The organism is Xanthobacter versatilis (genome assembly GCF_043193975.1).
Taxonomy (GTDB): Bacteria; Pseudomonadota; Alphaproteobacteria; order Rhizobiales; family Xanthobacteraceae; genus Xanthobacter; species Xanthobacter autotrophicus_E.
Window position 1 is genome coordinate 514938 of record NZ_JBAFVB010000002.1, and the last position, 26327, is coordinate 541264.

General features: G+C 67.9%; 22 protein-coding genes, 1 tRNA gene and 1 riboswitch. Of the genes, 16 read left to right on the plus strand and 7 right to left on the minus strand.

The genetic code is table 11. The annotated features are described in order from the left end of the window. Positions 1-123 precede the first annotated feature (123 nt). Positions 124-219: riboswitch (yybP-ykoY riboswitch) on the plus strand. Positions 220-296: 77 nt separating this feature from the next. Both V5F66_RS06025 and rpsD read left to right on the plus strand, forming a co-directional pair. Beyond that, complete coding sequence (locus V5F66_RS06025; RefSeq protein WP_012116064.1) at positions 297-863, plus strand: manganese efflux pump MntP; 567 nt, start codon at positions 297-299, stop codon at positions 861-863. A gap of 239 nt (positions 864-1102) precedes the next feature. Continuing rightward, positions 1103-1720: a 30S ribosomal protein S4 gene (rpsD, locus tag V5F66_RS06030; RefSeq protein ID WP_012116063.1), complete on the plus strand. Its 618-nt coding sequence runs from the start codon at positions 1103-1105 to the stop codon at positions 1718-1720. A gap of 114 nt (positions 1721-1834) precedes the next feature. Here the strand turns inward: rpsD and V5F66_RS06035 are convergent, their stop codons facing one another. After that, on the minus strand, positions 1835-2155 hold the full coding sequence (locus tag V5F66_RS06035; protein WP_394093461.1) for a DUF1476 domain-containing protein: 321 nt from the start codon (positions 2153-2155) through the stop codon (positions 1835-1837). 357 nt (positions 2156-2512) lie between these two features. Here V5F66_RS06035 and purC point away from each other — a divergent pair, with 357 nt between their 5' ends. From purC to V5F66_RS06070, 7 genes are all read left to right on the plus strand, one after another. Then, positions 2513-3307 carry a phosphoribosylaminoimidazolesuccinocarboxamide synthase gene (purC, locus tag V5F66_RS06040; protein WP_012116061.1) on the plus strand — a complete coding sequence of 265 codons (795 nt, stop codon included), beginning with the start codon at positions 2513-2515 and terminating at the stop codon, positions 3305-3307. A 163-nt stretch (positions 3308-3470) separates the two neighbouring features. Beyond that, complete coding sequence (purS, locus tag V5F66_RS06045) at positions 3471-3713, plus strand: phosphoribosylformylglycinamidine synthase subunit PurS (protein ID WP_012116060.1); 243 nt, start codon at positions 3471-3473, stop codon at positions 3711-3713. A 113-nt stretch (positions 3714-3826) separates the two neighbouring features. Beyond that, positions 3827-4525, plus strand: coding sequence for a phosphoribosylformylglycinamidine synthase subunit PurQ (gene purQ / locus V5F66_RS06050; protein WP_012116059.1), 699 nt, complete (start codon positions 3827-3829; stop codon positions 4523-4525). Then, positions 4522-6771 carry a phosphoribosylformylglycinamidine synthase subunit PurL gene (gene purL / locus V5F66_RS06055; RefSeq protein ID WP_394093462.1) on the plus strand — a complete coding sequence of 750 codons (2250 nt, stop codon included), beginning with the start codon at positions 4522-4524 and terminating at the stop codon, positions 6769-6771. Before purQ ends, purL begins: the two co-directional genes overlap by 4 nt. 31 nt (positions 6772-6802) lie before the next feature. After that, on the plus strand, positions 6803-7036 hold the full coding sequence (locus V5F66_RS06060) for a BolA family protein (RefSeq protein WP_012116057.1): 234 nt from the start codon (positions 6803-6805) through the stop codon (positions 7034-7036). A gap of 158 nt (positions 7037-7194) precedes the next feature. Further along, the gene (gene grxD, locus V5F66_RS06065) at positions 7195-7533 is read left to right on the plus strand and encodes a Grx4 family monothiol glutaredoxin (protein ID WP_041576024.1); all 339 of its coding nucleotides are present in this window, start codon (positions 7195-7197) and stop codon (positions 7531-7533) included. 13 nt (positions 7534-7546) lie between these two features. After that, complete coding sequence (locus V5F66_RS06070) at positions 7547-7852, plus strand: hypothetical protein (protein ID WP_394005466.1); 306 nt, start codon at positions 7547-7549, stop codon at positions 7850-7852. Positions 7853-7980: 128 nt separating this feature from the next. Here the strand turns inward: V5F66_RS06070 and folD are convergent, their stop codons facing one another. The 3 genes from folD to mgtE all read right to left on the minus strand — a co-directional run bounded on the left by folD (position 7981) and on the right by mgtE (position 12950). Beyond that, positions 7981-8868, minus strand: a complete 888-nt coding sequence (folD, locus tag V5F66_RS06075) for a bifunctional methylenetetrahydrofolate dehydrogenase/methenyltetrahydrofolate cyclohydrolase FolD (RefSeq protein ID WP_394005465.1) — start codon at positions 8866-8868, stop codon at positions 7981-7983. 254 nt (positions 8869-9122) lie between these two features. Further along, complete coding sequence (locus tag V5F66_RS06080) at positions 9123-11255, minus strand: putative bifunctional diguanylate cyclase/phosphodiesterase (protein ID WP_394093463.1); 2133 nt, start codon at positions 11253-11255, stop codon at positions 9123-9125. Between the two features lie 282 nt (positions 11256-11537). Then, entirely contained in the window at positions 11538-12950 is a 1413-nt protein-coding gene (mgtE, locus tag V5F66_RS06085; protein ID WP_012116052.1) for a magnesium transporter, read from the minus strand. Positions 12951-13344: 394 nt separating this feature from the next. On the opposite strand from mgtE, the gene V5F66_RS06090 reads away from it, so the two are divergent. Next, positions 13345-14157, plus strand: coding sequence for a polysaccharide deacetylase family protein (locus V5F66_RS06090; protein ID WP_394051245.1), 813 nt, complete (start codon positions 13345-13347; stop codon positions 14155-14157). Positions 14158-14304: 147 nt separating this feature from the next. Here the strand turns inward: V5F66_RS06090 and V5F66_RS06095 are convergent. Then, positions 14305-14389, minus strand: a tRNA-Leu gene (locus V5F66_RS06095). A 294-nt stretch (positions 14390-14683) separates the two neighbouring features. Here V5F66_RS06095 and lipB point away from each other — a divergent pair. Beyond that, positions 14684-15418 carry a lipoyl(octanoyl) transferase LipB gene (lipB, locus tag V5F66_RS06100; protein WP_394051247.1) on the plus strand — a complete coding sequence of 245 codons (735 nt, stop codon included), beginning with the start codon at positions 14684-14686 and terminating at the stop codon, positions 15416-15418. A gap of 261 nt (positions 15419-15679) precedes the next feature. On the opposite strand, the gene alaS is transcribed toward lipB, so the two are convergent. Continuing rightward, a complete protein-coding gene (gene alaS, locus V5F66_RS06105; protein ID WP_394002560.1) occupies positions 15680-18334 on the minus strand; it encodes an alanine--tRNA ligase in 2655 nt (884 codons plus the stop codon). Between the two features lie 180 nt (positions 18335-18514). Beyond that, complete coding sequence (gene recA, locus V5F66_RS06110; protein WP_012116048.1) at positions 18515-19600, minus strand: recombinase RecA; 1086 nt, start codon at positions 19598-19600, stop codon at positions 18515-18517. A gap of 271 nt (positions 19601-19871) precedes the next feature. On the opposite strand from recA, the gene V5F66_RS06115 reads away from it, so the two are divergent. The 5 genes from V5F66_RS06115 to V5F66_RS06135 all read left to right on the plus strand — a co-directional run bounded on the left by V5F66_RS06115 (position 19872) and on the right by V5F66_RS06135 (position 26219). Then, positions 19872-21089 (plus strand): ABC transporter substrate-binding protein, encoded by a 1218-nt coding sequence (locus V5F66_RS06115; protein WP_394093464.1) that lies wholly within the window; start codon positions 19872-19874, stop codon positions 21087-21089. 106 nt (positions 21090-21195) lie between these two features. Beyond that, a complete protein-coding gene (locus V5F66_RS06120) occupies positions 21196-22272 on the plus strand; it encodes a phosphotransferase family protein (protein ID WP_394093465.1) in 1077 nt (358 codons plus the stop codon). 31 nt (positions 22273-22303) lie between these two features. Then, positions 22304-23566, plus strand: a complete 1263-nt coding sequence (locus tag V5F66_RS06125; RefSeq protein ID WP_394005457.1) for an acyl-CoA dehydrogenase family protein — start codon at positions 22304-22306, stop codon at positions 23564-23566. A gap of 19 nt (positions 23567-23585) precedes the next feature. Beyond that, complete coding sequence (locus V5F66_RS06130; RefSeq protein WP_394093466.1) at positions 23586-24557, plus strand: NADPH:quinone oxidoreductase family protein; 972 nt, start codon at positions 23586-23588, stop codon at positions 24555-24557. Positions 24558-24653: 96 nt separating this feature from the next. After that, positions 24654-26219, plus strand: a complete 1566-nt coding sequence (locus V5F66_RS06135) for a class I adenylate-forming enzyme family protein (protein ID WP_394093467.1) — start codon at positions 24654-24656, stop codon at positions 26217-26219. Positions 26220-26327 lie beyond the last annotated feature (108 nt).

Consider the following 26327-nt stretch of genomic DNA (forward strand, 5'->3'; position numbering starts at 1 on the left):
GCACCCCATACTGGCGCACCGTCCGCCAGGCCGGCAAGGGTGTCACCGGGACGCGGATGTCGCGAACCGGTATCATTATAAAGTGTGACGCGGGGTTTGACCCGCCCACCCCGGCCCGCTACTCCCCCTCTCATCGGGGAGTAGCCACCGCCCGCGGGCGGGGCCGTGCCAACAGGCTTGCGCAAGGCGCGCATGGCACGGCCAGCCGAATCATCGGCCCGGCGAGACCGTGCACCACCCGTCCCGCGCGGACGGACGGGTGAGGCCGGTCTCCCTGTGTCCGCCCGGAACATCAGATGTCGCCTGCCACGATTCTCGTGCTCGCCATGAGCATGTCCGTCGATGCCTTTGCCGTCAGCGTCGGCCGAGGCGCCGCCCTGGGCCGTCCCCGCCTGTCCGAGGCCCTGCGCACCGGCGCCGTCTTCGGCGCAGTGGAAGCGGCCACCCCGCTCATCGGCTGGGCCGCCGGCATGGTCGCCAGCAGCTATCTGGAGGCCATCGACCACTGGATCGCCTTCGGCCTGCTGGCGGGGGTGGGGCTGCACATGCTGGTCGCCGCCTTCTCCCGGCGGGATGAAGAGGCGGACGACACGCCGCGCGGGCGCTCCATCTGGGTGCTTCTCGCCACCGCTCTGGGCACCAGCATCGACGCCATGGCGGTGGGGGTGTCGCTCGCCTTCCTGAACGTCAACATCGTGGTGGTGGCGCTGGCCATCGGCGCCATGAGCTTCCTCATGTCGTCCGGCGGCATGCTGGTGGGGCGCATGGTGGGGCAGAAGTTCGGCCGCCTGGCCGAGGTGGTCGCAGGCGTGGCCCTGTGCGGCCTCGGCCTCGCCATCCTCATCGAGCACCTGAGCGCGTGAGGGCGCGCAAGGCCCTCCTCGTGCCGGCAAACATTGACTCGGGCACGGTTCGCGATTAAGAACCCGCCACCTTTCGGGCCTTCAGCGGCCCGTTTGGCGTTTCACGCACCCGTGGCATCGTTCGGCAGCGCGCTGGATGAGCCTGTCGGTGGAAGGGGTTCCGGCACTGTGCTGGAATCCAGTCCGCAGAGGAGGGGCGCGATCCCAATTCAACCAAGACCATCAAGGATCCGCGTTACATGAGCAAGCGCATTGCGGCCAAGCACAAGATCGATCGCCGTATGGGCGAGAACATCTGGGGCCGCTCCAAGAGCCCGGTGAATCGTCGTGAGTACGGTCCCGGCCAGCACGGCCAGCGCCGTAAGGGCAAGCTGTCCGACTTCGGCGTGCAGCTGCGCGCCAAGCAGAAGCTGAAGGGCTATTACGGCTCGATCGGCGAAAAGCAGTTCCACAAGGTGTATGTCGAGGCCTCGCGCCTCAAGGGCGACACGGGTGCCAACCTGATCGGCCTGCTGGAGCGCCGTCTCGACGCGGTGGTGTACCGCGCCAAGTTCGTGCCCACCATCTTCGCCGCCCGCCAGTTCGTCTCCCACGGTCACGTGAAGGTGAACGGCCAGCGCGTGAACATCCCGTCCTACCTGGTGAAGGTCGGTGACGTGGTTGAGGTGAAGGAAGCCTCCCGCCAGATGACCCTGGTGCTGGAAGCCCAGCAGCTCGGTGAGCGCGACGTGCCCGACTACATCGAGCTCGACGCCGGCAAGCTGGCGGCTCGCTTCGCCCGCATTCCGGAGCTGAACGAGGTGCCCTACCCGGTCCAGATGGAACCGAACCTCGTGGTCGAGTTCTATTCGCGCTGATCCATTCAGCGCCCGCCAAACGAAAAGGCCGCCCTCTCGGGCGGCCTTTTTGCTTTCGGGATCAAGGCAGCGGAGCCGGCCGCGATGCGGACGGCCACCTGCCGGGAGGGACGTTCAGCCCGCCTTCACCTCGGCCGCGGCCAGGGCGAGGAACTCGTCCATGTTGCGGCGGATCTGGTGGTCGGACACGTCCACGCTCTTGGCGTCGAAATCGCCCCGCAGCTTGCGGAACACGTCCTCGTCGCCGGCCTCCTGGAGATCGGCGACCACGACTTCCTTGGCATAGGCTTCAGCAGCCTCGCCGCTCAGGCCGAGGAGCTGGGCGGCCCACAGGCCGAGCTTCTTGTTGCGGCGGGCGACCGCCTTGAAGCGGGATTCCTCGTCGAGTGCGAAGCGCTTCTCGAACCCTTCCTCGCGCTTGTCGAACGTGGTCATGGCACCCCTCTTCCTGACGATTTGGCGGCACTGCCGGCCGGGATAGGATTGGCGGTCACACGACCGCGCGCGTGCCTTGAATATCTCTCACGTCACCCTAGATCAACGGCAGTGAAGCGCTGCCCCATGTCGCGTCCCGCCGCAGGCGGCGAAAACCGGTCCTGGCCGAGGGTGTGCAGGTGTTGGAAACACGAGCGGCGCGCACAAACCAGAGAGCAGGCATGCACAGGCGAACGTGGACGCGCGTTGTGTCGCGCCGCCTGATCGGCTAGTGTCCGAACGGGCTTGGTGTGAACTGGCAACATTCACCCCCGGTCCCGCCGAGGAGCGTCACCAGAACGGAGCCTTGGCAAACCCATGGATTTCCTCAATCAGCGGTATATTCCCATGAGCCGCCGCCGCCGAATCTACGAAGGCAAGGCGAAAGTCCTCTATGAAGGACCCGAGCCCGGCACACTCATCCAGCACTTCAAAGACGATGCCACCGCCTTCAATGCGAAGAAGCACGATGTCATCGACGGCAAAGGTGTGCTGAACAACCGGATCTCCGAGTACATCTTCTCGCGGCTGAACGACATCGGCGTGCCGACTCACTTCATCCGCCGGCTGAACATGCGCGAGCAGCTCATCCGCGAAGTGGAGATCATTCCGCTCGAGATCGTGGTGCGCAACGTCGCCGCCGGCTCCATCTCGACCCGTCTCGGGATCGAGGAAGGCACGCCGCTGCCGCGCTCCATCATCGAGTTCTATTACAAGAACGACGCGCTCAACGACCCAATGGTGTCGGAAGAGCACATCACCGCCTTCGGCTGGGCCACCACCCAGGAAATCGACGACATCATCGCGCTCGCGATCCGCGTCAACGACTTCCTGTCGGGCCTCTTCCTCGGCGCCGGCATTCGTCTTGTGGATTTCAAGATGGAATGCGGTCGCCTGTGGGAAAACGACATGATGCGGATCGTCGTGGCCGACGAGATCAGCCCCGATTCGTGCCGGCTGTGGGATATCAAGTCCAACGACAAGATGGACAAGGACCGCTTCCGCCGCGACATGGGCGGCCTCGTCGAGGCCTACAGCGAAGTGGCGCGCCGGCTCGGAATCCTCATGGAGAATGATCCGACCCAGGGCAAGGGCCCGGTTCTGGTCAAGTGAGCCAGGTGAAGTGAGGCGTTGAGCCTTGCTACCGAAAAATGCTAGGCGGGGGCCGGATAGGCCCCCGTTTGCATTACAGCACGGCCCCGCCGCCCTGCGTCGCGGGCCGATGACAGAACAACAGGTGCCATGAAGGCGAAGGTGTCATGAAGGCAAAGGTGTCATGAAGGCCCGCGTGATCGTCACCCTGAAGTCGGCGGTGCTGGATCCGCAGGGCAAGGCCATCGAGGGCGCGCTGCGCTCGCTCGGCGTCGCGGGCGTGCAGAGCGTGCGGCAGGGCAAGGTGTTCGACGTGGAGCTGGCCGGCAACGACCGGGCTTCCGCCGAGGGCGCCCTGAAGGATGCCTGCGACAAGCTCCTCGCCAATACCGTGATCGAGACCTACAAGGTCGAGTTCGCGGAGTGATGCGCCATGGGCGATGTGCTAGCATTTCGAATGCCGCATCGCCTGATCGAACGCCGGCTCGCCCTTGCCTGTGCCTTTGGCCGGTGCCACTGGCCTGCGCCCATTGAGAGATCATGAAACCAGCCGTCATCCTCTTCCCCGGCTCCAACCGTGAGCAGGACGCCGTGCGCGCGCTGCGCCTCGTCGCGGGCGCGAAGCCGCAGGTGGTCTGGCACGCCGAGCATGAGCTGCCTCCCGGCACCGACCTCGTCGTGCTGCCCGGCGGCTTCTCCTATGGCGATTATCTGAGGTGCGGCGCCATCGCGGCCCGCGCCAACATCATGGAGGCCGTGCGCGCCCATGCGGCCCGCGGTGGCCTGGTGCTGGGCATCTGCAACGGCTTCCAGATCCTGTGCGAGGCCGGCCTCTTGCCCGGCGTGCTGGTGCGCAACGCCCGCCTGCGCTTCGTCTGCCGCGAGGTGCTGCTGCGGGTGGAGCGGGCTGATACCGCCTTCACCAAGGCCTATCGCAAGAGCGACCTCATCCGCATTCCCGTCGCCCATGGCGAGGGCAACTACACGGCGGACGAGACCACCATCGCCCGGCTGGAGCACGACGGGCGCATCGCCTTCCGCTACGCCCGCCGCGACGGCCAGATCGACCAGACCGATGGTCCCAACGGTGCCATCAACGGCATCGCCGGCATCTATTCCGAGAAGTTCAACGTGCTTGGAATGATGCCGCATCCCGAAAATTACATCGAACCGGAAATCGGCCCCACCGACGGCCGCGGCCTGTTCGAAAGCCTCGCCGGAGCCCTGAAGGCGGCGTGACCACGCCCCTCAATTCGGATCGAACCGCTGTGAATTCCATTCCCAACACGTCCCGCATCACCCCGGAGCTGGTGGCCGAGCATGGCCTGAAGCCCGAGGAATACGAGCACTTCGTGAAGCTGATCGGCCGCGAGCCGTCGATCACGGAGCTTGGCATCGTCTCGGCCATGTGGAACGAGCACTGCTCCTACAAGTCGTCCAAGGTCTGGCTGCGCACCCTGCCCACCAAAAGCCCGCGGGTGATCCAGGGGCCGGGCGAGAATGCGGGCGTGGTGGACATCGGCAACGGCCTGGCGGTCGTCTTCAAGATGGAAAGCCACAACCACCCCTCCTTCATCGAGCCCTACCAGGGTGCGGGGACGGGCGTGGGCGGCATCCTGCGCGACGTGTTCACCATGGGCGCGCGGCCCATCGCAGCGCTCAATTTTCTGCGCTTCGGCGACTGCCACAATGTGAAGACCCGCCGGCTGTTGGCGGGCGTGGTGGCCGGCATCGGCGGCTATGGCAATTCCTTCGGCGTGCCCACGGTGGGTGGCTCGGTGGGCTTCCACAAGCGCTACAACGGCAACATCCTGGTCAATGCCATGGCAGTGGGCCTCGCCCGGGCGGACGAGATCTTCTACGCCGCCGCCACCGGTGTGGGCCGCGCCATCGTCTATCTGGGCTCCAAGACCGGCCGCGACGGCATCCACGGCGCCACCATGGCCTCGGCCGAGTTCGGCGCCGATGCCGAGGAGAAGCGCCCGACCGTGCAGGTGGGCGATCCCTTTGCCGAGAAGCTGCTGCTGGAAGCCTGCCTCGAAATCATGAAGGCGGGCTGCGTGGTGGCGATCCAGGACATGGGCGCCGCCGGCCTCACCAGCTCGGCTGTGGAGATGGGCGCCAAGGGCGGCCTCGGCGTGGAACTGAACCTCGACGCCGTGCCCTGCCGCGAAACCGGCATGACTGCCTACGAGATGATGCTGTCCGAGAGCCAGGAGCGCATGCTCATGGTGATCGCCGACGGCAAGGAAGACGAGGCCGAGGCCATCTTCCGCAAGTGGGGGCTGGACTTCGCCATCGTCGGCCGCACCACCGACACCCTGCGCTTCGTGGTGAAGCACAATGGCGTGGTGGAAGCCGACCTGCCCATCAAGGAACTGGGCGACCAGGCCCCCGAATACCGCCGCCCCTATGAGGAGCCGCTGCCGCGTCCGGTGGTGGCGCCCGAGGACGTGCGCACCAACGCCTCCGTGGCCGATGCCCTGGAGCGGCTCATCGCCTCGCCGGACCTGTGCTCCAAGCGCTGGGTGTGGGAGCAGTACGACCACCTCATCGGCGGCAATACCGTGCAGCGGCCGGGCGGCGACGCCGCCGTGGTGCGCATCGAGGACGGCCCCAAGGCCCTGGCCCTGACCACCGACGTGACGCCCCGCTATTGCGAGGCCGATCCCTTCGAGGGCGGCAAGCAGGCGGTGGCCGAAGCCTGGCGCAACCTGACCGCCGTGGGGGCGACCCCCATCGCCGTCACCGACAACCTCAATTTCGGCAATCCCGAGAAGCCGGAGATCATGGGCCAGTTCGTGGCCTGTGTGAAAGGCATCGGGGCGGCCTGCGAGGCGCTGGACTTCCCGGTCGTGTCCGGCAACGTCAGCCTCTACAACGAGACCAACGGCAAGGGCATCCTGCCGACCCCCGCCATCGGCGGCGTCGGCCTGATCGAGGACCTGCACAAGTCCATGACGCTCGCCTTCAAGGCCGCCGGCGAGCCGGTGCTGCTGGTGGGCAAGACCACGGGCTGGCTCGGGGCCTCCGCGTTCCTCAACACCGTGTGCGAGCGCGAGGACGGGGCGCCGCCCCCGGTGGACCTCATCGCCGAGAAGCGCAACGGCGACTTCGTGCGCGGCCTGATCCGCGACGGCATCGCCACCGCCGTGCATGATGTCTCCGACGGCGGACTGCTCATCGCCATCGCCGAGATGGCCATGGCCGGGCGCGTGGGCACCTCGCTCGAAGCCCCGCCGGCCGGCATGGACCCCTATGCCTGGTGGTTCGGCGAGGACCAGGCCCGCTACGTGATCACCGTCCCCTCGGGACAGGGCGCCGAAGTGATCCACAAAGCGGAAATGGCCGGCGTGCCCATGGTCAAGATCGGCAAGACCGGCGGCGACCGCTTGATCCTCCCCGACGACCGCTCGATAGTCGTGGAATCGCTGCGCGACCGGCACGAGACGTGGCTGCCCATCTATATGGGTGCCTCGTCCTGATCCTGTCCGCTGTTTTGAGGACCATGCGACCATGCCCATGAATGCCCGCGAGATCGAGCAGCTCATCAAGGATGCGCTGCCCGACGCGACGGTGGTGATCGAGGATCTGGCCGGCGACGGCGACCACTATGCCGCCCGCATCGTGTCCGCGGCGTTCCGCGGCAAGAGCCGGGTGCAGCAGCACCAGATGGTCTATGCCGCTCTCAAGGGGAACATGGGGGGCGTGCTCCACGCCCTCGCCCTCCAGACAGCCGCGCCGGACTGATCCGGGAACCGGACGGGCCCTCACCGGGCGTCGGTGTTCACGCGGCAGTGCACAACGCCACGGGCGGCGCCCCGTCGAACCCCTTGCGCTTTGCCGCCTGAGGGCCGATCTTGAAGCATGCTGGCCCTCATTCGGCCGATCAGAATGGATTTGAGACCATGGGTATTCGTGAAGACATCGACGCCATCGTGAAGTCTGGTGACGTGGTCCTGTTCATGAAGGGCACGCCCCAGTTTCCGCAGTGCGGCTTTTCCGGGCAGGTGGTGCAGATCCTCGATCACGTGGGCGTCCCGTTCAAGGGCGTGAACGTGCTTGAAAACGACGCCGTCCGGCAGGGTATCAAGGACTACGCCAACTGGCCGACCATCCCGCAGCTCTACATCAAGGGCGAGTTCGTGGGTGGCTGCGACATCGTGCGCGAGATGTTCCAGGCCGGCGAGCTGACCACCTTCCTTGAGGAAAAGGGCGTCGCCATCCGCGACCGCGCCATCGGCTGAGTGTTCGAGCGGCGTGACCACGCCTGATCCGGCGCCCGCCGCGCCGCTCGCTCTCAAGCTTGCCCTCAGCCTGGGGCTGCTGGCGAACGCTGGCCTTGCGATCCTGCTTATCGCCATTTCCGGCTTCGTCTTCGGCGCCCAGGAAGGCGCCAACGGCGAAGCCTCCGCCGTGGCCGGCTGGGGCTCGACCCTCGCCATCAGCGTGCTGGCCCCTGTCGTCGGCCTGATGGTGTGGCGCCGCGGCCGGCATCAGCTTGCCCTCGCCATGGTCTGGCTGCCGCCGCTGGCTCTAATGGTCGGTGCGCTGGTGGTGCTCTGAGGGCCAGACGGCGATCGTCGCGCAGCGCTGTCGAATTCCAGATAAATCAAAGGGCCGGCGCGCCAAGCTCACCGGCCCTTTGTTATTCCAGGCCCCCAGCCGGCTGCGCCGGGCTGACCGGCCCGGCGCTATTCCAGACCCGCCTGCCGCTTGGCGGCGGTGAGGGTGTTCTGGAGCAGGCAGGCGATGGTCATGGGGCCGACGCCGCCCGGAACCGGGGTGATCAGGCCGGCGATGCCCTGCGCTTCCTGATAGGCCACGTCGCCCACCAGGCGCGTCTTGCCGTCGGGCTTGGGAATGCGGTTGATGCCCACGTCGATCACGGTGGCGCCGGGCTTGATCCAGTCGCCGCGCACCATCTCCGGCCGGCCCACGGCGGCGACCAGGATGTCGGCGGTGCGGCACTCGCCGGGCAGGTCGCGGGTGCGCGAATGGGCGATGGTGACGGTGCAATCCTCTTTCAGCAGCAGCTGTGCCGCCGGCTTGCCAACGATGTTGGAGCGCCCCACCACCACTGCCTTGAGGCCGGAAAGGTTGCCCAGGTGGTGCTTCAGCAGCATCACGCAGCCGAGCGGCGTGCACGGCACCAGCGCGTCGAGGCCCACAGCGAGGCGGCCGGCATTCACCACATGGAAGCCGTCCACGTCCTTGGCCGGATCGATGGTGGAGAGCACCTTCATGGCATCGATCTGCGCCGGCAGCGGCAGCTGAACCAGAATGCCGTTCACTGCCGGATCGGCGTTGAGTCGGGCGATCAGCGCCAGCAGCTCGGTCTCGGGCGTGTCCACCGCGAGCTTGTGCTCGAAGGAGGTCATGCCGGCCTCAAGGGTCTGGGCAGCCTTGTTGCGCACATAAACCTGGCTGGCCGGGTCCTCGCCCACGAGGACCACGGCAAGGCCCGGCTTGATCCCGTGGGCGGCGCCGAGGCGGGCCACCTCCTCGGCAATGCGGGCCCGGAGCCCGGCTGCGAATGCCTTTCCGTCGATGGGCCTGGTCTCGATCACCACATCCCCCATATGCCTCGGTCCCGTCGGCAAGGGTGGACGGGCCGTCTGCCCGCCGGCCACGGCGCGCCTCATCCAGGGAAGGGCGGTGCCGCGCGCGGGCCTGATGCTCCCCGACCTTGTGTCCACCACGTGGGGCAAAGGCAAGGCCTGAACCACGCCTCATCGCCGCAGTGCAGGCAATGTCCCGCCACGCCGCAGATGCCCCAGGCCGGAGCACATCGCCTTATAGAGATAATAATTTTCTTGAAAAGAAAAAAGTTATCTCAGCTCGGGCCCGACACGGCGGCGCCGGTAGCTGCCACACCGGCAGCCGCGACACCGGCCTGCGCCACGGACTGCCGCTCCAGCATGGCAATGGCGGCCGCAAGCGGCAGCGGCGGCGCGAACAGATAGCCCTGCGCCTGCTGGGCGCCGAAGGCCCTGAGGAAGCGCAACTGCTCGCGCGTCTCCACCCCTTCCGCGGTCAGGGTGATGCCGAGGGAGCGGCCGAGCCGGATCACATATTCCACGATGGCCGACGCATCCCGGTCGGTGGCCATGTTGAGGATGAAGGACTTGTCGATCTTGATCTTGGTGATGGGGAAGCGCCGCAGGTGAACCAGAGAGGCATGGCCGGTGCCGAAATCATCGAGGGCGATCCGTACCCCCATGTCCCGCAGTTTCTGCAGTGCCTCCTGGCCGTCGCTCGCGGCGTCGAGGATGGCGCTTTCGGTGATCTCGATCTCCAGCCGTGCCGGATTGAACCCGGTTTCGGCCAGTGCCGTGACCACCATGCCGAAGATGGCCCCCTGCCGCAGGTTCAGCGCCGACATGTTCACCGACAGCGTCACCTCAGGCAGGGCCCGCGCTTCCATCAGGGCCGTGCGCAACACATAGGCATCGAACCGCCCCATGAGGCGTGAGGTCTCGGCCACAGCCAGAAAGGCGCCCGGCAGGAGCCGCCCCTGGGTGGGATGGTCCCAGCGGGCCAGCGCCTCGAAGCCGACGACGCGCTCGCTCTCCACATCCACCTGGGGCTGGTAGACCAGCGTGATTTCGCGCTTGTCCAGCGCCGCCGCCAGTTCCGTCTCGATGCGCCGATGCTCGATCCGCTCCGCGTCGAACCCCGGCTCGAACCGACGGTAGAGGCCGGTGCCGTCGGCCTTGGCCCGGTAGAGGGCGACATCAGCGAGCCGCATCAGCTCCGCGCCGGTGGCGGCGTCCCGGGGCAGGCGCGCCGCGCCCACGCAGGCGCTCAGGCTCAGGTCGCCGCCCTGCTCCAGCAGGACCGGCGGCGCCAGTTCCCTGAACAGCCGCTCCACGGCGTGATCAAGATCCGCGTCGTTCCGGCAGGGGACCATGGCCACGAACTCGTCGCCGCCAAAGCGCGCAACAACGCTCCCCTCCCCCAGCGACTCCTCGGTCCGCCGGGCGAAGGCGCGCAGCAGGTCGTCGCCGGCGGCATGGCCGGCGCTGTCATTGATGACCTTGAAGTCGTCGAGGTCGACGAACAGCAGCGCCAGCGTCTCCCCATTCCGGCGCCGGGCGATGGCGGCGTCCAGCGCCTCGATGAAGGCGCCCCGGTTCAGCAGGCCGGTCAGGTAGTCGCGCGCGGCCAGCTCCCGCGCCTTGGCCTCACTGGCGACAAGGTCAGCCGCCATCCGGCGGGCCCGGATCATAAGCACCAGGAACAGCACGGCGAGAAGGCTGGCGAGCACGGCGGCGGCCGGCATCAGCGTCCACAGCATCTTGCTGCCGGGATGCGCGCCCCGCCACACCAGCTCCGCCTCCGAGCCGTCGTAGAGGTTGGGGATGAAGACACCCGCTTCCCGGCCGCCATGGAGCGGCCGGTGGATCAGCTCCACCTCCTCAAGGCTCGCGGGAGCGCCCACCATCCGCAGGAACTCAGGGTCGATGATATCGACCGTGATGGCCACCAGCGGCTGGGCCAGGTCGAGCCCCTCGACCTTTTCGTCGAAGGGGCGGGCCACCATCAATCCGGCCGCGTCGTCCGTGGCCACCACGCCCGAGAGCGCTGCCTTCTGCCCGTCGGCCAGCGCCCGCTCGATGGCGGGGCGGATCCAGCTGTAGGCCCGCAGCTCATTCTGCTCGCCCCGCTCGGAGGAATAGACGACACGGCCCCTGGCGTCGGTGATGTAGACGAACTCGAAGCCGAATCCGTCATTGAGCTTCTGGCCGAAGTGCCGATGCAGGGGTGTCATGTCCCCCAGTACCAGTTGGCGCAGGGCTTGCCGCTCGTCGTTGGTAGCGACAAGCGCCTGCTCCATCACCGTTTCGCGGGCGCGCAGGGAGGAGAGAAGAGCGGCTCGCTCGCGGGTGCGCGCCTTGTCGTCCTGGCGCAGCCCCGCCAGCACGAAGACCGTGACCAGACCCGCGACCAAAAGCGCGAGCGCCATCAGTCCCGCCAGGAGGGAACGATAAGCGGGGCTACCCTGGCGACGGGGAATGATACCGCCCTCCTTCATGGGCTGCCGTGATGGGCTGGGACGTCATCAGCCGCGGATGGGGGCCGGGTGTGGGTGCGCGTCAAATCATCCACGCGGTACCGCGGATAGGCGATTTGTCCGATAGATTTCCCGACGGCGCAAGAGTTTCCGGCCCAACGGCCGCGCTCTGCCAACCCCCTGCAACCCAAAGGAGATCAGCCGCCGTCTCGGTTGAAGAGCGGTATCGGCCCCCTAGGCGCCGAACCACCAGGTGGCGAGACCGAGAAAGGCGAAGAAACCCACCGTATCCGTCACCGTGGTCACGAACACGCCCGACGCCACGGCCGGGTCGAGCTTCAGCCACGAGATGGCAAGCGGGATGAGGATGCCGAACAGGCCCGCCGCCATCATGTTCATCACCAGCGCGCTGGCGATGACGGCGCCGAGCTGGACGTTGGCGAACCACGCGCCGGCGATGAGACCAAGCATGCAGGCCAGCGCCAGCCCGTTGAACAGCCCCACCAGCACCTCGCGCGAGACGATGCGGCGAGCGTTGTGGCTGGACAATTCCTTGGTGGCGAGGGCGCGCACCGCCACTGTCATGGTCTGGGTGCCGGCATTGCCCCCCATGGAGGCGACGATGGGCATGAGCACCGCCAGCGCCACCATCTTCTCGATGGTGGCCTCGAACAGGCCGATGATGGAGGCGGAGATGAAAGCCGTGCCGAGATTGACCACCAGCCAGGGCAGGCGGCTTTTGGCGGTGTAGGCGACGCTATCGGACAGCTCCTCGTCGGAGCCGACGCCGGCGAGGGCGCGCAGGTCCTCGTCCGCCTCTTCCTGGATCACGTCCACCACGTCGTCGATGGTCATGACGCCCACGAGCCGGCCGGCATCGTCCACCACGGGTGCGGAGACAAGGTTGTAGCGCTCGAACAGGCGCGCCACGTCCTCCTGGTCGTCGGTGGCTTTCACCCCCTTCAGCTGCTCGGTCTTCACCTGGGTCACCAGCATGGTGCGCCTTGTGCGCAGCAGCCGGTCGAGGGAGACCGAGCCCACCAGCCGATAGGCCGGGTCCACCACGAACACCTCGTAGAAGGTCTCGGGCAGGTCCGGCGTCTCGCGCATGTAGTCGATGGTGCGGCCCACGGTCCAGAACGGCGGCACCGCGATGAACTCGGTCTGCATGCGCCGGCCGGCGCTGTCCTCGGGATAGTCGAGGGAGCGCCGCAGGGCCACCCGTTCGGGCGCCGGCAGGTGCTGAAGCACCGCCGCCATCTCTTCCTCGTCGAGATCCTCGAGGATGTAGACGGCATCGTCCGAATCGATGTCCCGCATGCCGCGCGCGACGGTGAGCGGCGACAGCCCGCGCAGGATGCCGACGCGAACCGTCTCGTCCAGCTCGGTCAGGGCGGTGAAATCGAAGGCCGGGCCCAGCATCTCGATGAGCCGGCGGCGCTCGTCGCCGTCCAGTTCCTCGATGAGATCGCCCATGTCGGCTTCGTGGAGGTCGCCCGTGAGCGCCCTCAGCCGGTCCACGTCGCGGGCGGCGATGGCCGCGCGGATGGCCTCCCGGAACCCGTCGGCCAGGTTGCCGTCGGAATCGCGCACCTGAGGCAGGGCATCCGCAGCTTCGGCGACAGGCGCGTCGGCATCCTCGCGCATGGGGTCCTCCCGGTCTTCGCGGCGGGGGTCGGGCACCCGCTCCGCTCAGGGGCTCGGGCACGGATCTGGGGGCAGGCCAGGCTTCCCGCCAAGGCCATGAGGCCGCGGTCGGGGAAGGATCGTACACCGTTCCCGGCCCGGGAGCCGGATCCGCCCCGATGATCAGGGCGAAACGTGAGAATGGTTGACCGATCGGAATGTGCTCTAGAGGCATGCCGGCCATTTGTGAAGCCTGCACGGGCACTTCTTTGAAAAAGCTGACAAAAGAGCCGAGATCCGCTGAAGCTGCCTTTCTTTCTCCCGACTGCGGACTTAAAGCGGAATATCATCAGCCTGCACTGCAGGAGTGTCGTGCAACTTATTGTTATAATTTAGTTTTTGTAGGATCTAGCGCATGGCGACGAATGCAGGGGAAATCGGCGGCATGGTCTCCTTCATACGGCGCGTGGCGGTGCTTCTCGGCCTGCTCCTCCCCCTTAGCGTCACGGGCGCGCACGCCGCCGACCCCTGCCCCGGGCGCGCCGACGCTCTCGGCACTGCGCGGGTCCTGGAGCTCGACCCCAAGGGCGTGCGGGTGGGAACCAAGTCGTTTCCCGCCACCCTGCCGCTGGCGCCCAAGGAAGTGGTGCTGACCTTCGATGACGGCCCCTGGCCCAGGACCACCGCCGCCGTCCTCGACGCCCTGAAGGCAGAGTGCGTCCACGCCACCTTCTTCCTCATCGGCGAGAATGCGAAGGCCCGTCCCGAGCTGGTGCGCCGCGCCCTGGCCGAGGGCCACACCATCGCCCACCACACCATGACGCACCCCGCCGCGACCCTGGCCAAGATCCCGTTCGCGGCCGCGGTGAAGGAGATCGAGAGCGGCATCGCCGCCGACGAAAAGGCTGCCTATGGCGCCAGCGGGCCGGCGCCCCGCGTGCCCTTCTTCCGCTTCCCCGGCTTTGCCTCGACGCCCGAGCTGCTGACCTATCTGGACAGCAAGGGCATCGCCGTGTTCGGCGCCGACTTCTGGGCCAGCGACTGGAACGTGATGACCCCCGAGGCGGAGCTGGACCTGGTGCTGAAGCGGCTTGACGCGGCGGGGGGTGGCATCGTGCTGTTCCACGACACAAAGAGCTACACTGCGGCCATGATTCCCGGCTTCCTGCGCGCCCTCGCCGAGCGCGGCTACAAGGTGGTGCACGTGGTGCCGAAAGCGCCCGGGTGAGCATTCAGAAACCCGAGGCGCTGAACGTCCGTCGATTTCCCGAAACAGGGAAGGCCTTACCCGGCCTTACCCACGAGGGTCGGGCCAAAAGAAAACGGCCCGTTCGGACATGCCGAAAACGGGCCGTTTTCTTTGAGCACCAATACCTGGTGCGGACGAGAGGACTCGAACCTCCACGGGTCTCCCCACTAGCACCTCAAGCTAGCGCGTCTACCAATTCCGCCACGACCGCAGTCAGGGATGGCTCCGTCGGGGGGATCCTGTGAGGACCGCTCCCAGCCGGGGGCCATCGTCTAACAGATCACATTGGCGGCTACAAGTGTCTCCCGTACCACCCCGGCCGATCCGCCCTGAGCCTGTGGACGACGCGGTCCGAAGCCCGCTGCGACGCGGGCGGGACTGCAAGATCAAGCAATGCCTCTCAGCGCCTCCGGCACTCTAGTATCCGTTCGGCCAGCCTGGCCAAGGCCCAATGGCACGTTTGGGGGGACTGGACCCCACGGCGCGATGGATTAAACCATCTCCCATGATTGCCTCCGCCCCCCGCGCCAGCCTCGAAACCCAGTTCCAGCCCACCGACCCCGAAGCCCCGCCGGTGGACTGGACCGTCAGCGATAGTCTCGTCCCCTACCCCGAAGCACTCGCCGCCATGGAGGCGCGCGTCGCCGCCATCGCCGAGGGCACGGCCCGCGAATGCGTCTGGCTGCTGGAACACCCGCCGCTCTACACCTCTGGCACCAGCGCCCGCCCCGAGGATCTCGTGGATGCGCGCTTTCCCGTCTACGAGACCGGGCGCGGCGGTCAGTTCACCTATCACGGCCCCGGCCAGCGCGTGGCCTATGTGATGCTCGACCTGAAGCGCCGCTCGCCGGACGTACGCCGCTATGTGAGCGCGCTGGAGGCGTGGATCATCGGCACCCTGTCGGCGTTCAACGTGACCGGCGAGCGGCGGGAGGACCGGGTCGGCGTCTGGGTGCGGCGGCGCGGCGGCGGCGAGGACAAGGTCGCCGCCATCGGCATCCGGGTGCGACGCTGGGTGACCTTCCACGGCATCTCGCTGAACGTGGAGCCGGACCTGTCCCATTTCGGCGGCATCGTGCCCTGCGGCGTGCGCGAGCACGGAGTGACGAGCCTCGCCGATCTTGGCCTGCCGGTCACTATGGGCGAGGTCGATTCGGTGCTGCGCGTGGCGTTCGAGACCGTGTTCGGCCCGACCGTTCCGGCAGAGGCGCCAACCGCCGGAGAGGCGGGCGAAGGCTGATCCGGATGGGCTTGAGGTGTGGGCCAAGGGTCAGCCCCGCGCGGTGTTTGACCTCGATCCGCCCGCCACCTGTCGATGACAAACGCCGGCGGCATAAGGCGCCCTCAGATCAGGGGGCACGCGACCTGACGATGCACGCCTGCCGTTCAATCGAACGCATTCCGCGAGCCGCTGCCCGCACAAAGCATATGCCGTTAGCGACGTGCCGGCCCCCCTGCCGCACCTCGGCAGGAGGATCGGTTCCCAAGAACCGACCGTGGCTCAGCCGGCCATCGCGGCTGCGATGGCGTCGAGGGCGGCTTCCGCCTTGGCACCGTCGGGACCGCCGGCCTGCGCCATGTCGGGACGGCCGCCACCGCCCTTTCCGCCCAGGGCTTCCGAACCCACGCGCACCAGCGCCACCGCATCGAAGCGGGCGGTGAGATCGGCGGTGACGCCGACCACGATGCCGGCCTTGCCGTCGGAGGTGACGCCAACGATGGCCACGACGCCGGACCCGATCTGCTTCTTGCCTTCGTCCACCAGGCCCTTGAGATCCTTGATCTCGATGCCTTCCACCCGCCGGGCGAGAAGCTTGATGTCGCCCACCGTGCGCACCGCGTCTCCCGACGCCTCGCCGCCGCCGCCCATGGCGAGCTTCTTGCGGGCCTCGGCCAGTTCGCGCTCAAGCCGGCGGCGCTCCTCCACCAGGGTCGCGACCCGCGCTTCCACCTCGGCCACCGGCGCCTTGAGCACCGCCGCGGTCCCCGCCAAGGCGGCGGAAGCGGCGTTGAGGTGCCGGCGCGCGGCATCGGCGGTCAGCGCCTCGATGCGCCGGACCCCGGACGCCACGGCGCTTTCCGACAGCACCGAGATGAGGCCGATGTCGCCGGTGCGCTTCACATGGGTGCCGCCGCACAGCTCCACCGAATAGGGCGCGCCATTGCCGTCATCGGTGCCCATGGACACCACGCGCACCTCGTCGCCGTACTTCTCGCCGAACAGCGCCCGCGCACCCGAGGTGATGGCGTCGTCGACAGCCATGATGCGGGTTTCCACCGGCTCGTTGCGCAGCACGAAACGGTTGGCAATGGTCTCCACCTCGGCAAGCTCGCCGCCGCTCAGGGGCTTGGGGTGGGAGAAGTCGAACCGCAGCCGGTCCGGCGCCACCAGCGACCCCTTCTGCGCCACGTGGTCACCGAGCACCCGCCGCAGCGCCTCGTGCAAAAGGTGGGTGGCGGAATGGTTGGCGCGCACGGCGGCGCGGCGGGCGTGGTCCACCTCCAGCACCAGCGCGGTGCCGCGCTTCAAGGTGCCGGTCTCGACCTTCACCTCGTGGACGAACAGGTCGCCGAGCTTCTTCTGGGTGGCCACCACCTGCGCGGCGACACCGCCCTCCCCGCTCACGCGGCCGATATCGCCCACCTGGCCGCCCGATTCGGCATAGAAGGGCGTCTGGTTGAGGATGACGAGGCCCTTCTCGCCAGCGGCGAGGCTGTCCACCACGGCGCCATCGCGCACCAGGGCCGCAACCACGCCCTCCGCCTTCTCGGTCTCGTAGCCGAGGAATTCGGTCGCACCCACCTCGTCGCGCACGGAGAACCACAGCGTATCAGTGGCCGCCTCGCCAGAGCCGGCCCAGCTCGCCCGGGCCTCCGCCTTCTGTCGCGCCATGGCGGCATCGAACGCCGTGGTGTCCACCGAGATGCCGCGGGCGCGCAGGGCGTCCTGCGTCAGGTCCAGGGGGAAGCCGTAGGTGTCGTAGAGCTTGAACGCCACCTCACCGGGAAACTGCCCGCCGGACGTCAGCCCCGTGCTTTCTTCTTCCAAGATGGAGAGGCCGCGCTCCAGGGTGCGGCGGAAGCGCGTCTCCTCCAGCAGCAACGTCTCTTCGGCGAGGGATTCGGCGCGAACGATCTCGGGATAGGCCCGGCCCATCTCGCGCACCAGCACCGGCACGAGACGGTGCATGAGCGGATCCTTGGCCCCCAGAAGCTGGGCGTGGCGCATGGCGCGACGCATGATCCGGCGCAGCACATAGCCGCGCCCCTCGTTGGAAGGCAGCACCCCGTCGGCGGTGAGGAAAACCGAGGCGCGCAAATGATCGGCGATGACGCGATGGCTCGCCTTCTGCGGGCCGTCGGGGTTCACTGAGGTCAGCTCGGCCACCTCGGCGATGAGGGCGCGCATGAGGTCGGTGTCGTAATTGTCGTGCACGCCCTGGAGCACGGCCGAGACCCGCTCGAGGCCCATGCCGGTGTCGATGGACGGCCGCGGCAGCGCCAAGCGCTCGCCCCCCGGCAGCTGCTCGAACTGCATGAAGACGAGATTCCAGATCTCGATGAAGCGGTCGCCATCCTGGTCCGGCGAACCGGGCGGGCCGCCGGGCACGTTCGGGCCGTGGTCGAAGAAGATCTCCGAGCAGGGGCCGCACGGGCCGGTGTCGCCCATGGACCAGAAGTTATCGGAGGTGGGGATGCGGATGATCTTGTCGTCGCTCAGGCCCGCGATCTTCTTCCACAGGCCATAGGCTTCCTCGTCCTCACTGAAGACGGTGACCACGAGGCGGTCGCGCGGCAGCTCAAAGGTGCGGGTGACGAGGTTCCATGCCAGCTCGATCGCCCGGTCCTTGAAATAATCGCCGAACGAGAAATTGCCGAGCATCTCGAAGAAGGTGTGGTGCCGCGCGGTGTAGCCCACATTGTCGAGGTCGTTGTGCTTGCCGCCGGCGCGCACGCATTTCTGCGAGGTGGCCGCGCGGGAATAGGGCCGCTTCTCGACGCCGGTGAAGACGTTCTTGAACTGCACCATGCCCGCATTGGTGAACATGAGCGTCGGGTCGTTCTGCGGCACGAGGGGCGAGGACGCGACCGCCTCATGGCCCTCTTTGACGAAGTAGTCGATGAAGCTCGACCGGATCTCGTTGACGCCGCTCATGTGCCGGCCACAATCCTTCGGTGCCGGTCCCAGCGCGGAATCCGGCTCTGGTGATCGCTTCGCGCCAGCGTCGCCCGAAGGCCCGCCGCGCGGTTCCGGCGAAGGCGCGATGACGCCTGCCGGAACCGGGTTCGTTTAGCGATGGGTGCGCCGCTTGTCCAGAAACGCCTCAGCGATCCATCAGGCGTCAGCCGGGTCGCCGTCGGCGTCATCCTCCGGCGTGCCGGCGAGGATCTTCTCGGCGATGAGGCCCGCATTCTGGCGGATCGCCGCCTCGATGCGGCCGGCAATCTCCTGATTCTGCTTCAGGAAGGTCTTGGCGTTCTCGCGGCCCTGGCCGAGGCGCTGGCTGTCGTGGGAGAACCAGGCGCCGGACTTCTCCACCACGCCGGCCTTGACCCCGAGATCCAGCAGCTCGCCGGTCTTGGAAATCCCCTCGCCGTACATGATGTCGAATTCCACCTGCTTGAAGGGCGGCGCCAGCTTGTTCTTCACCACCTTCACGCGGGTCTGGTTGCCCACCACCTCGTCGCGCTCCTTGATCATGCCGATACGGCGGATGTCGAGCCGCACCGAGGCGTAGAACTTGAGCGCATTGCCGCCGGTGGTGGTCTCCGGCGAGCCGTACATGACGCCGATCTTCATCCGGATCTGGTTGATGAAGATGACCATGGTGTTGGACTTGGAGATGGAGGCCGTGAGCTTGCGCAGCGCCTGGCTCATGAGGCGCGCCTGCATGCCGGGCTGGCTGTCGCCCATCTCGCCATCCAGTTCGGCGCGCGGGGTGAGCGCGGCCACCGAATCAACCACCAGCACGTCGATGGCGCCCGAGCGCACCAGCGTGTCGGCGATTTCCAGCGCCTGCTCGCCCGCGTCGGGCTGGGAGATGAGCAGGTCGTCGAGATTGACGCCCAGCTTGCGCGCATAGATGGGGTCGAGCGCGTGCTCGGCATCGATGAAGGCGCAGGTGCCGCCCCGCTTCTGCGCTTCCGCGACCGTGTGCAGCGCCAGGGTGGTCTTGCCGGAGGATTCCGGCCCGAAGATCTCCACGACGCGGCCCTTGGGCAGGCCGCCGATGCCGATGGCGATGTCGAGCCCGAGCGAGCCGGTGGGAACGCTCTCGATTTCCAAGGCTTTGCCGCCCTTGCCGAGCCGCATGATCGAGCCCTTGCCGAAGTGCCGCTCGATCTGGGAGAGAGCGGCATCCAGCGCCTTGGTCTTATCCATGGAAGAACCTTCGACGAGTCTGAGTGTCGACTGAGTCATCGCCGCGCTCCGGTGCTGGTGCAAGGGGAAATGAGAACACTGCACATGTACATGTTTTGTTCTCAGTTCGCAATATGTTCTCATCTGGGCCGTCCAGACATTTCCCCGCTCCGGCCGCCAGAGCCCTTTTTGACAGCACGGCCCTAAAAGCACGTCCGTCATCCCGCCTCCCCGCTTGACACCCCGGAATCATCGTTAATAATCAGATTGTCGGACAAACAGAATAACGACGCCCGGAGAGGCGCCGGACGCGTCCGCCGGGAGGAAAAGCATGGCTGTAAAGGGTTTTTGCGCGGGCCTCATCGGCGCCGCGCTGCTGGCGGCCGCCGGCACGGCGCTGGCTGAGGTGCCGGCGCGGGGCATCAAGGTGGGCGTGCTCACCGACCTCAGCGGCGTCTACACCGACCTCGTGGGGCAAGGCTCCATCGAGGCCGCGAAGATGGCGCTGGAGGATTTCGGCGGCTCCATCGACGGCAAGCCCATCACCATCGTCTCCGCCGACGGGCAGAACAAGGCGGACGTGGGCGCCTCCATCGCCCGGCGCTGGATCGACGAAGACAATGTGGACGTGATCGTGGACGTGCCCAACACCGCCATCGCCCTCGCGGTGCAGGAGATCACCCGCGCCAAGAACAAGGTGCTGCTGAACACCGGCGCCGGCTCCACGGTCTTCACCAACAAGGCCTGCTCGCCCACCTCGTTCCACTGGGTCTATGATTCCTACGCCATGGCCAACGGCACCGCTCGCTCGGTGGTCGCCGAGGGCGGCGACAGCTGGTACTTCCTGACGGCGGACTACACCTTCGGCCAGTCGCTGGAGCGCGACGCCTCCGAGGTCGTCCGCGCCAACGGGGGCAAGGTGCTCGGCTCGGTGCGCCATCCGCTGGGCAGCTCGGATTTCTCGTCCTTCCTGCTGCAGGCGCAGGCCTCCGGTGCCAAGGTGATCGCATTCGCCAATGGCGGGGCGGACCTCATCAATTCCATCAAGCAGGCCCATGAATTCGGCATCGGCGGCGACAAGCAGCGCCTCGCCGCCATGGTCATCTTCATCACCGACATCCACGCTCTCGGCCTCACCCAGGCGCAGGGCCTGCTGCTGACCTCCGGCTTCTACTGGGACATGGATGCGCAGAACCGCGCCTGGTCGGAGCGCTGGGCCAGGCGCATGGGCGGCCGCAAGCCCACCATGCTGCATGCCGGCGTCTATTCGGCGGTGCTGCACTTCCTGCGCGCGGCCAAGGCGGCCAATTCGGTGGAGGGCAATGTGGTGGCCGACAAGATGCGCGAACTGCCCATCGACGACTTTTTCGCCCGCAACGGCTCCATCCGCCCCGACGGCCGGATGATCCACGACATGTATCTGGCGCAGGTGAAAACCCCGGCCGAATCCAAGGGACCGTGGGACTATCTGAAGATCGTCCGCACCATTCCGGCGGCCGAGGCCTTCCAGCCCCTGTCGCGCAGCGAATGCTCGCTGGTGAAGAAATGAGCCCGCGGCCGGGGGCGTCCGCGTGCCCCGGCGCCCGCCCGCGCAACGCCATCGTCTTCCCGATCCGCATGGGATGCGCTCCCGGCCGCCTTTGACGCGAGGATCCATGTCACCTGTCACACCCACGTCTGTCGCAGCCCCACCGGCCGCAGCCCCACCGGCGCCGGCCACCGCAGGCTTCGATGCCGAAGCGCTGGCGGGCCATCTCGCCGCGGTCGTGCCCGGCTTCCACGGGCCGGTGGCGGTGGCGCCCATCTCCGGCGGGCAGTCCAATCCCACCTTCTTCGTGGACAGCCCCAGCCATCGGCTGGTGCTGCGCAAGCAGCCGGGCGGGCAGGTTCTGCCCTCGGCACATGCGGTGGACCGCGAGCACCGCATCCAGCACGCCCTCGCCGACAGCGCCGTGCCGGTGCCGCGCATGGTGCACTTCTGCGCTGACCCGGCGGTCATCGGCACGCCCTTCTATGTGATGGAGCGCCTCGACGGCCGGGTGTTCGGCGATTGTGGCCTCGCCGCCGCGCCGGTGGGCGAGCGCAAGGCCATGTATCGCAGCGCCGCCGACATGCTGGCGCGGCTCCATGGGGTGGACTGGCGCGCCGTGGGGCTCGGCGATTATGGCCGGCCGGATGGCTATTTCGAGCGGCAGGTGGCGCGCTGGACCCGCCAGTGGCAGCAATCGCGCACCCGCGAGCTGGCGGAGGTGGACGCCCTCATCGACTGGCTGCCACGCCACTTCCCCGCCTCCGGCGCGGCCACCATCGCGCACGGGGATTTTCGCATCGGCAACCTCATGTTCCATCCCGTCGAGCCGCGGGTGATCGCGGTGCTGGACTGGGAACTCTCCACCATCGGCGATCCCATGGCCGACGTGGCCCATTTCGCCGTCACCTGGGACACGCGGCCGGAGGAATATGGCGGCCTCAGGGGCACCGACATTGCCGCGCAGGGCCTGCCGGAGCGCGCGGATTTCCTCAACTGGTACGGCGCCGCCGGCGGCCGGGCACAGGACTTTTCGCCCTTCCACCGGGTGTTCGCCCTGTTCCGCTTCGCCGTGATCTTCGAGGGCATCGCCGCCCGCGCGAAGAACGGCAATGCCGCTTCTGAAGGCGCCGAACGCGTCGGCCGCCTGTCCGAGAACTACGCGCGCCGCGCCATCGAACTCATCACCACGGGCACCGCCTGAGGCCCGCCTGCGGGAACAAGGAAGACAAGAGATGGATTTCGCCTATTCCGACAAGGTCGAGGGCCTGCGCGAGCGCGTCAGCGCTTTCATGGCGGCGCACGTCCTGCCCGCCAACACCCAGTGGCACCGCGAGGTGGAGGCCGGCCGCTATCCCCTGGACCTGATCGAGCGGCTGAAGGCGAAGGCCTATTCCGAGGGCCTGTGGAACCTGTTCCTGCCCGCCCTGAAGGATGACGAGCCGGGCACGCGCCTCACCAATCTGGAATATGCCCCGCTGGCGGAAATCATGGGCCGCATTCCATGGGCGGCGGAAGTGTTCAACTGCAACGCGCCGGACACCGGGAACATGGAGATCCTCCACATGTTCGCGACGCCCGCCCAGCGCGCGCAATGGCTCGCACCGCTGCTGGAGGGGCGCATCCGCTCCTGCGTCGGCATCACCGAGCCGGACACCGCCTCCTCCGACCCCACCAATTTGCAGACCACCATCCTGCGCGACGGTTCCGACTACGTCATCAATGGCCGCAAGTGGTTCACCACCGGCGCCAAGCACCCCAACAACCGCTTCGTGATCGTGATGGGCCTCTCCGATCCCCGGCCGGAAGCCGATCCCCACGCCCGCCATTCCATGGTCATCGTGCCGTTCGATGCCCCCGGCGTGCGGCTGGTGCGGGATGTGCCCATCATGCACCACCATGCGCCGGAGGGGCATTGCGAGGTGCTGTTCCGCGACGTGCGGGTGCCGGCGGAGAACCTGCTCGGACAGGAGGGACAGGGCTTCGCGCTGGCCCAGGCGCGGCTCGGGCCCGGGCGGGTGCATCACTGCATGCGCACCATCGGCCAGTGCGAGCTGGCGCTGGAGCTGCTGATGGAACGCGCGCTGGAGCGCCGCACCTTCGGCCGCCACCTCGCCGACTATGCCAATATCCAGGACTGGATCGCCCAGTCCCGCATCGAGATCGACCAGTTGCGCCTGCATGTGCTGCGCGCCGCATGGCTCATGGACAAGGCCGGCAACCAGGCCGCGCGCATCGAGGTGTCGGCCATCAAGGTGGCGGCGGCGCGGGTGCAGACGCAGGTGGTGGACCGCGCCATCCAGGTGTTCGGTGCCATGGGCCTGACGCCGGACACGCCGCTCTCCTACCTGTGGACCTGGGGGCGGGCCATGCGCTTCATCGACGGGCCAGACGAGGTGCACCTGCGCACCATCGCCCGCGACGAGCTTAAAAAAGCCAAGGCCCGGCGCGGCAGCACCGCCGCCTATCTCGTCACCCCCAGCGCCCATCAGGCGTGATCGCGGAAAGGCATCCCCCATGCGTGGCTGGCGCGTCCATGAGATCACCGAAGACGGCGCCATGGTGTTCGGCGACTGCCCCGATCCGCGCCCGGCCCACGACGGCTGCGTGGTGAAGGTGGCGGCGGCGGGGGTCAACTTCCTCGACACGCTGATGATCCGCGGCCGCTACCAGGTGAAGCCGCCCCTGCCCTTCACTCCCGGCATCGAGGTGGCCGGCACGGTGATGGAGGCCGGGCCAGACAGCCCGTTCCGCTCTGGCGACCGCCTGTGCGCGCTGATGGACCACGGCGGCTTCGCCGAGCATGCGGCAGTGCCGGCGCTGGGCGCACAGAAGCTGCCCGACGACTTCCCCCTGCGCGAGGCCGTGGCCCTGCCGGTGATCTATCCCACCGCCCACCTCGCCCTGCGCCACCGCGCCGGCCTGAAGGCGGGGGAGACCGTGCTGGTGCATGCGGGCGCCGGCGGTGTCGGCTCCGCCGCGATCCAGCTGGCACGGCACTGGGGGGCGCGGGTGATCGCCACCGCCGGCGGGCCGCAGAAGACCGCCTTGTGCCGCGAGCTCGGCGCCGACGAGACCATCGACTATGCCGCCGAACCCCTGGTGGAGCGGGTGAAGGAGATCACCCACGGCCAAGGCGTGGATGTCATCGTCGATCCGGTGGGCGGCAAGGTGGCGGTGGACAGCCTGAGGTGCCTCGCCTGGGGCGGCCGCCTCGTCATCGTCGGCTTTGCCGGCGGGGCGGTGGCGGACCTGCCCTCCAACCGGCTGCTGCTGAAGAACGCCGCCGCCATGGGCGTCTATTGGGGCGCCTATCGCCAGCACCATCCCGAGCTGGTGAGCGCCATGTTCGACGACTTGTTCGCCCTGCGCCGGAGCGGAGCCATCGTCCCGCTCATCCGCGACGTCTTCCCGTTGGCACAGGCGCCGGCGGCGCTGGAGGCGCTGGCCGGCCGGCGCACCGTGGGCAAGGTGGTGCTTGAGCCGTGAGCGGGGCACGCCCCTCGCATAAAGTGACTTGAACGCCAGCGGACGGGTCCCGCGAAGCGGCCGCAAGTGCCGCGCCGGGCCTGCCGGGAGGAAGCCATGATCAGACACGAAGTGCATTTCGGCCGCGTCGTGCCGTGCTTCATCGACCGCCCGCCCAGCGTCGATGCCCTGTTCCGGTCCTGGGCGACACGCACGCCGGATGCCCTCGCCGTGGTGGATGGCGCGCGGCGCGTCACCTATGGCGCGCTCGACGCGGCGGTGGAGCGTCTGGCTGACGGGCTCTGGGCCCATGGGGTGCGCAAGGGCGCGCGCGTCGCCACGCTGGTGGGCAACCATCTGGCGGTGGTGGAACTGTCGCTGGCCTGTGCCCGCATCGGCGCCATCCATGTCACCCTCGACATCCGCCAGCGGCGGCCGGAAATCGCCTATATCCTCGCCCAGAGCGGGACCATGCTGCTGGTCCACGATGCCGCCTGCGCCGGCGAGCTGCCGGAGGCCGCCGAGGTGCCCGAGCTGCGCCACCGCTTCGCCGCCGGTGGCCGCGCGACGGGTTCCGAGCCCTACGAGGAGCTGTTCGCGCAGCCGGCGCCCGAACGTGCAGCAGACGTTTCGGAAGAAGATCCCTTCTGCATCCTCTACACCTCCGGCACCACGGGAAAGCCCAAGGGCGCCGTGCTCACCAACCTCGGCGTCATCCATTCCTGCCTGCACTATCGCTACGCGCTGGGGCTGGAGCCGGGCGACCGCACCGTGCTGGCGGTGCCGAACGCCCACATGACCGGGCTCGTGGGGGTCATCCACGGCACGCTGGCGGCGGGGGCGTGCCTCATCCTCATGGGCCAGTTCAAGGCCCGGCTGTTCCTGGAGCTGGCGGCGCGGGAAAGGCTGACGGCAGCGCTGATGGTGCCGGCCATGTACAACCTCTGCCTGCTCGATCCGCAGTTCGAGCAACTGGATCTCTCCAGCTGGCGCATCGCGGCCTTCGGCGGCGCCCCCATGCCGGAAGCCAGCGCCCGCCGGCTGAAGGAGAAAAGCCCCAAGCTCACCCTGTTCAACGTCTACGGCGCCACCGAGACCAGCTCTCCCGTCGCCATCCTTCCGCGCGACGCCCCGCCCGAGCGGCTCGACAGTGTCGGCCGGGTGATGCCCTGCATCGACCTTAAGGTCATGGACGAGGACGGCCGCGAGGTGCCCCCCGGAACGGCGGGCGAATTGTGGATCGCCGGCGCCTCGGTCGTGCCCGGCTACTGGCGCAATCCCGAGGCCGACGCCACCGCCTTCGTCGGCGGCTACTGGCGCTCGGGCGACGTGGGCTCCATCGACGCCGAGGGCTATCTCAAGGTGTTCGACCGCAAGAAGGACATGATCAACCGCGCCGGCTACAAGGTCTATTCGGCCGAGGTGGAGAGCGTGCTGGTGTTCCATCCGGACGTGAGCGAGGCCGCCGTGGTGGGCTATCCCGATCCGGTGCTGGGCGAACGGGTCGAGGCGTTCGTGGTGGCAGGTCCCGACCTCTCCGTGGACGACCTGCGCCGCTTCTGTGCCGCGCGGCTCTCCGACTACAAGGTGCCGGACCGCGTCACCATCCTGCCGGAGGGCCTGCCCCGCAATCCCAACGGCAAGGTGATGAAGAACGTGCTGCGCGAACGCGCGGCGGGCTGAGGGAGACCGGCACGCCCTCCCCCGCCCGGAGGCGGGGGTTCCCACGGCTGGCCGGCGCCTCGACAGGATTTGCCGGGCAGCCTATGTGAGGATGAGGCCCCGAGGGCC

Bases quoted from the DNA above. Each gene is read 5' to 3' on its own strand.
- V5F66_RS06025 (WP_012116064.1), top strand. From the start codon at position 297: ATGTCGCCTGCCACGATTCTCGTGCTCGCCATGAGCATGTCCGTCGAT.
- rpsD (WP_012116063.1), top strand. From the start codon at position 1,103: ATGAGCAAGCGCATTGCGGCCAAGCACAAGATCGATCGCCGTATGGGC.
- V5F66_RS06035 (WP_394093461.1), bottom strand. From the start codon at position 2,155: ATGACCACGTTCGACAAGCGCGAGGAAGGGTTCGAGAAGCGCTTCGCA.
- purC (WP_012116061.1), top strand. From the start codon at position 2,513: ATGGATTTCCTCAATCAGCGGTATATTCCCATGAGCCGCCGCCGCCGA.
- purS (WP_012116060.1), top strand. From the start codon at position 3,471: ATGAAGGCCCGCGTGATCGTCACCCTGAAGTCGGCGGTGCTGGATCCG.
- purQ (WP_012116059.1), top strand. From the start codon at position 3,827: ATGAAACCAGCCGTCATCCTCTTCCCCGGCTCCAACCGTGAGCAGGAC.
- V5F66_RS06060 (WP_012116057.1), top strand. From the start codon at position 6,803: ATGCCCATGAATGCCCGCGAGATCGAGCAGCTCATCAAGGATGCGCTG.
- grxD (WP_041576024.1), top strand. From the start codon at position 7,195: ATGGGTATTCGTGAAGACATCGACGCCATCGTGAAGTCTGGTGACGTG.
- folD (WP_394005465.1), bottom strand. From the start codon at position 8,868: ATGGGGGATGTGGTGATCGAGACCAGGCCCATCGACGGAAAGGCATTC.
- V5F66_RS06080 (WP_394093463.1), bottom strand. From the start codon at position 11,255: ATGGCGCTCGCGCTTTTGGTCGCGGGTCTGGTCACGGTCTTCGTGCTG.
- mgtE (WP_012116052.1), bottom strand. From the start codon at position 12,950: ATGCGCGAGGATGCCGACGCGCCTGTCGCCGAAGCTGCGGATGCCCTG.
- V5F66_RS06090 (WP_394051245.1), top strand. From the start codon at position 13,345: ATGGCGACGAATGCAGGGGAAATCGGCGGCATGGTCTCCTTCATACGG.
- lipB (WP_394051247.1), top strand. From the start codon at position 14,684: ATGATTGCCTCCGCCCCCCGCGCCAGCCTCGAAACCCAGTTCCAGCCC.
- alaS (WP_394002560.1), bottom strand. From the start codon at position 18,334: ATGAGCGGCGTCAACGAGATCCGGTCGAGCTTCATCGACTACTTCGTC.
- recA (WP_012116048.1), bottom strand. From the start codon at position 19,600: ATGACTCAGTCGACACTCAGACTCGTCGAAGGTTCTTCCATGGATAAG.
- V5F66_RS06115 (WP_394093464.1), top strand. From the start codon at position 19,872: ATGGCTGTAAAGGGTTTTTGCGCGGGCCTCATCGGCGCCGCGCTGCTG.
- V5F66_RS06120 (WP_394093465.1), top strand. From the start codon at position 21,196: ATGTCACCTGTCACACCCACGTCTGTCGCAGCCCCACCGGCCGCAGCC.
- V5F66_RS06125 (WP_394005457.1), top strand. From the start codon at position 22,304: ATGGATTTCGCCTATTCCGACAAGGTCGAGGGCCTGCGCGAGCGCGTC.
- V5F66_RS06130 (WP_394093466.1), top strand. From the start codon at position 23,586: ATGCGTGGCTGGCGCGTCCATGAGATCACCGAAGACGGCGCCATGGTG.
- V5F66_RS06135 (WP_394093467.1), top strand. From the start codon at position 24,654: ATGATCAGACACGAAGTGCATTTCGGCCGCGTCGTGCCGTGCTTCATC.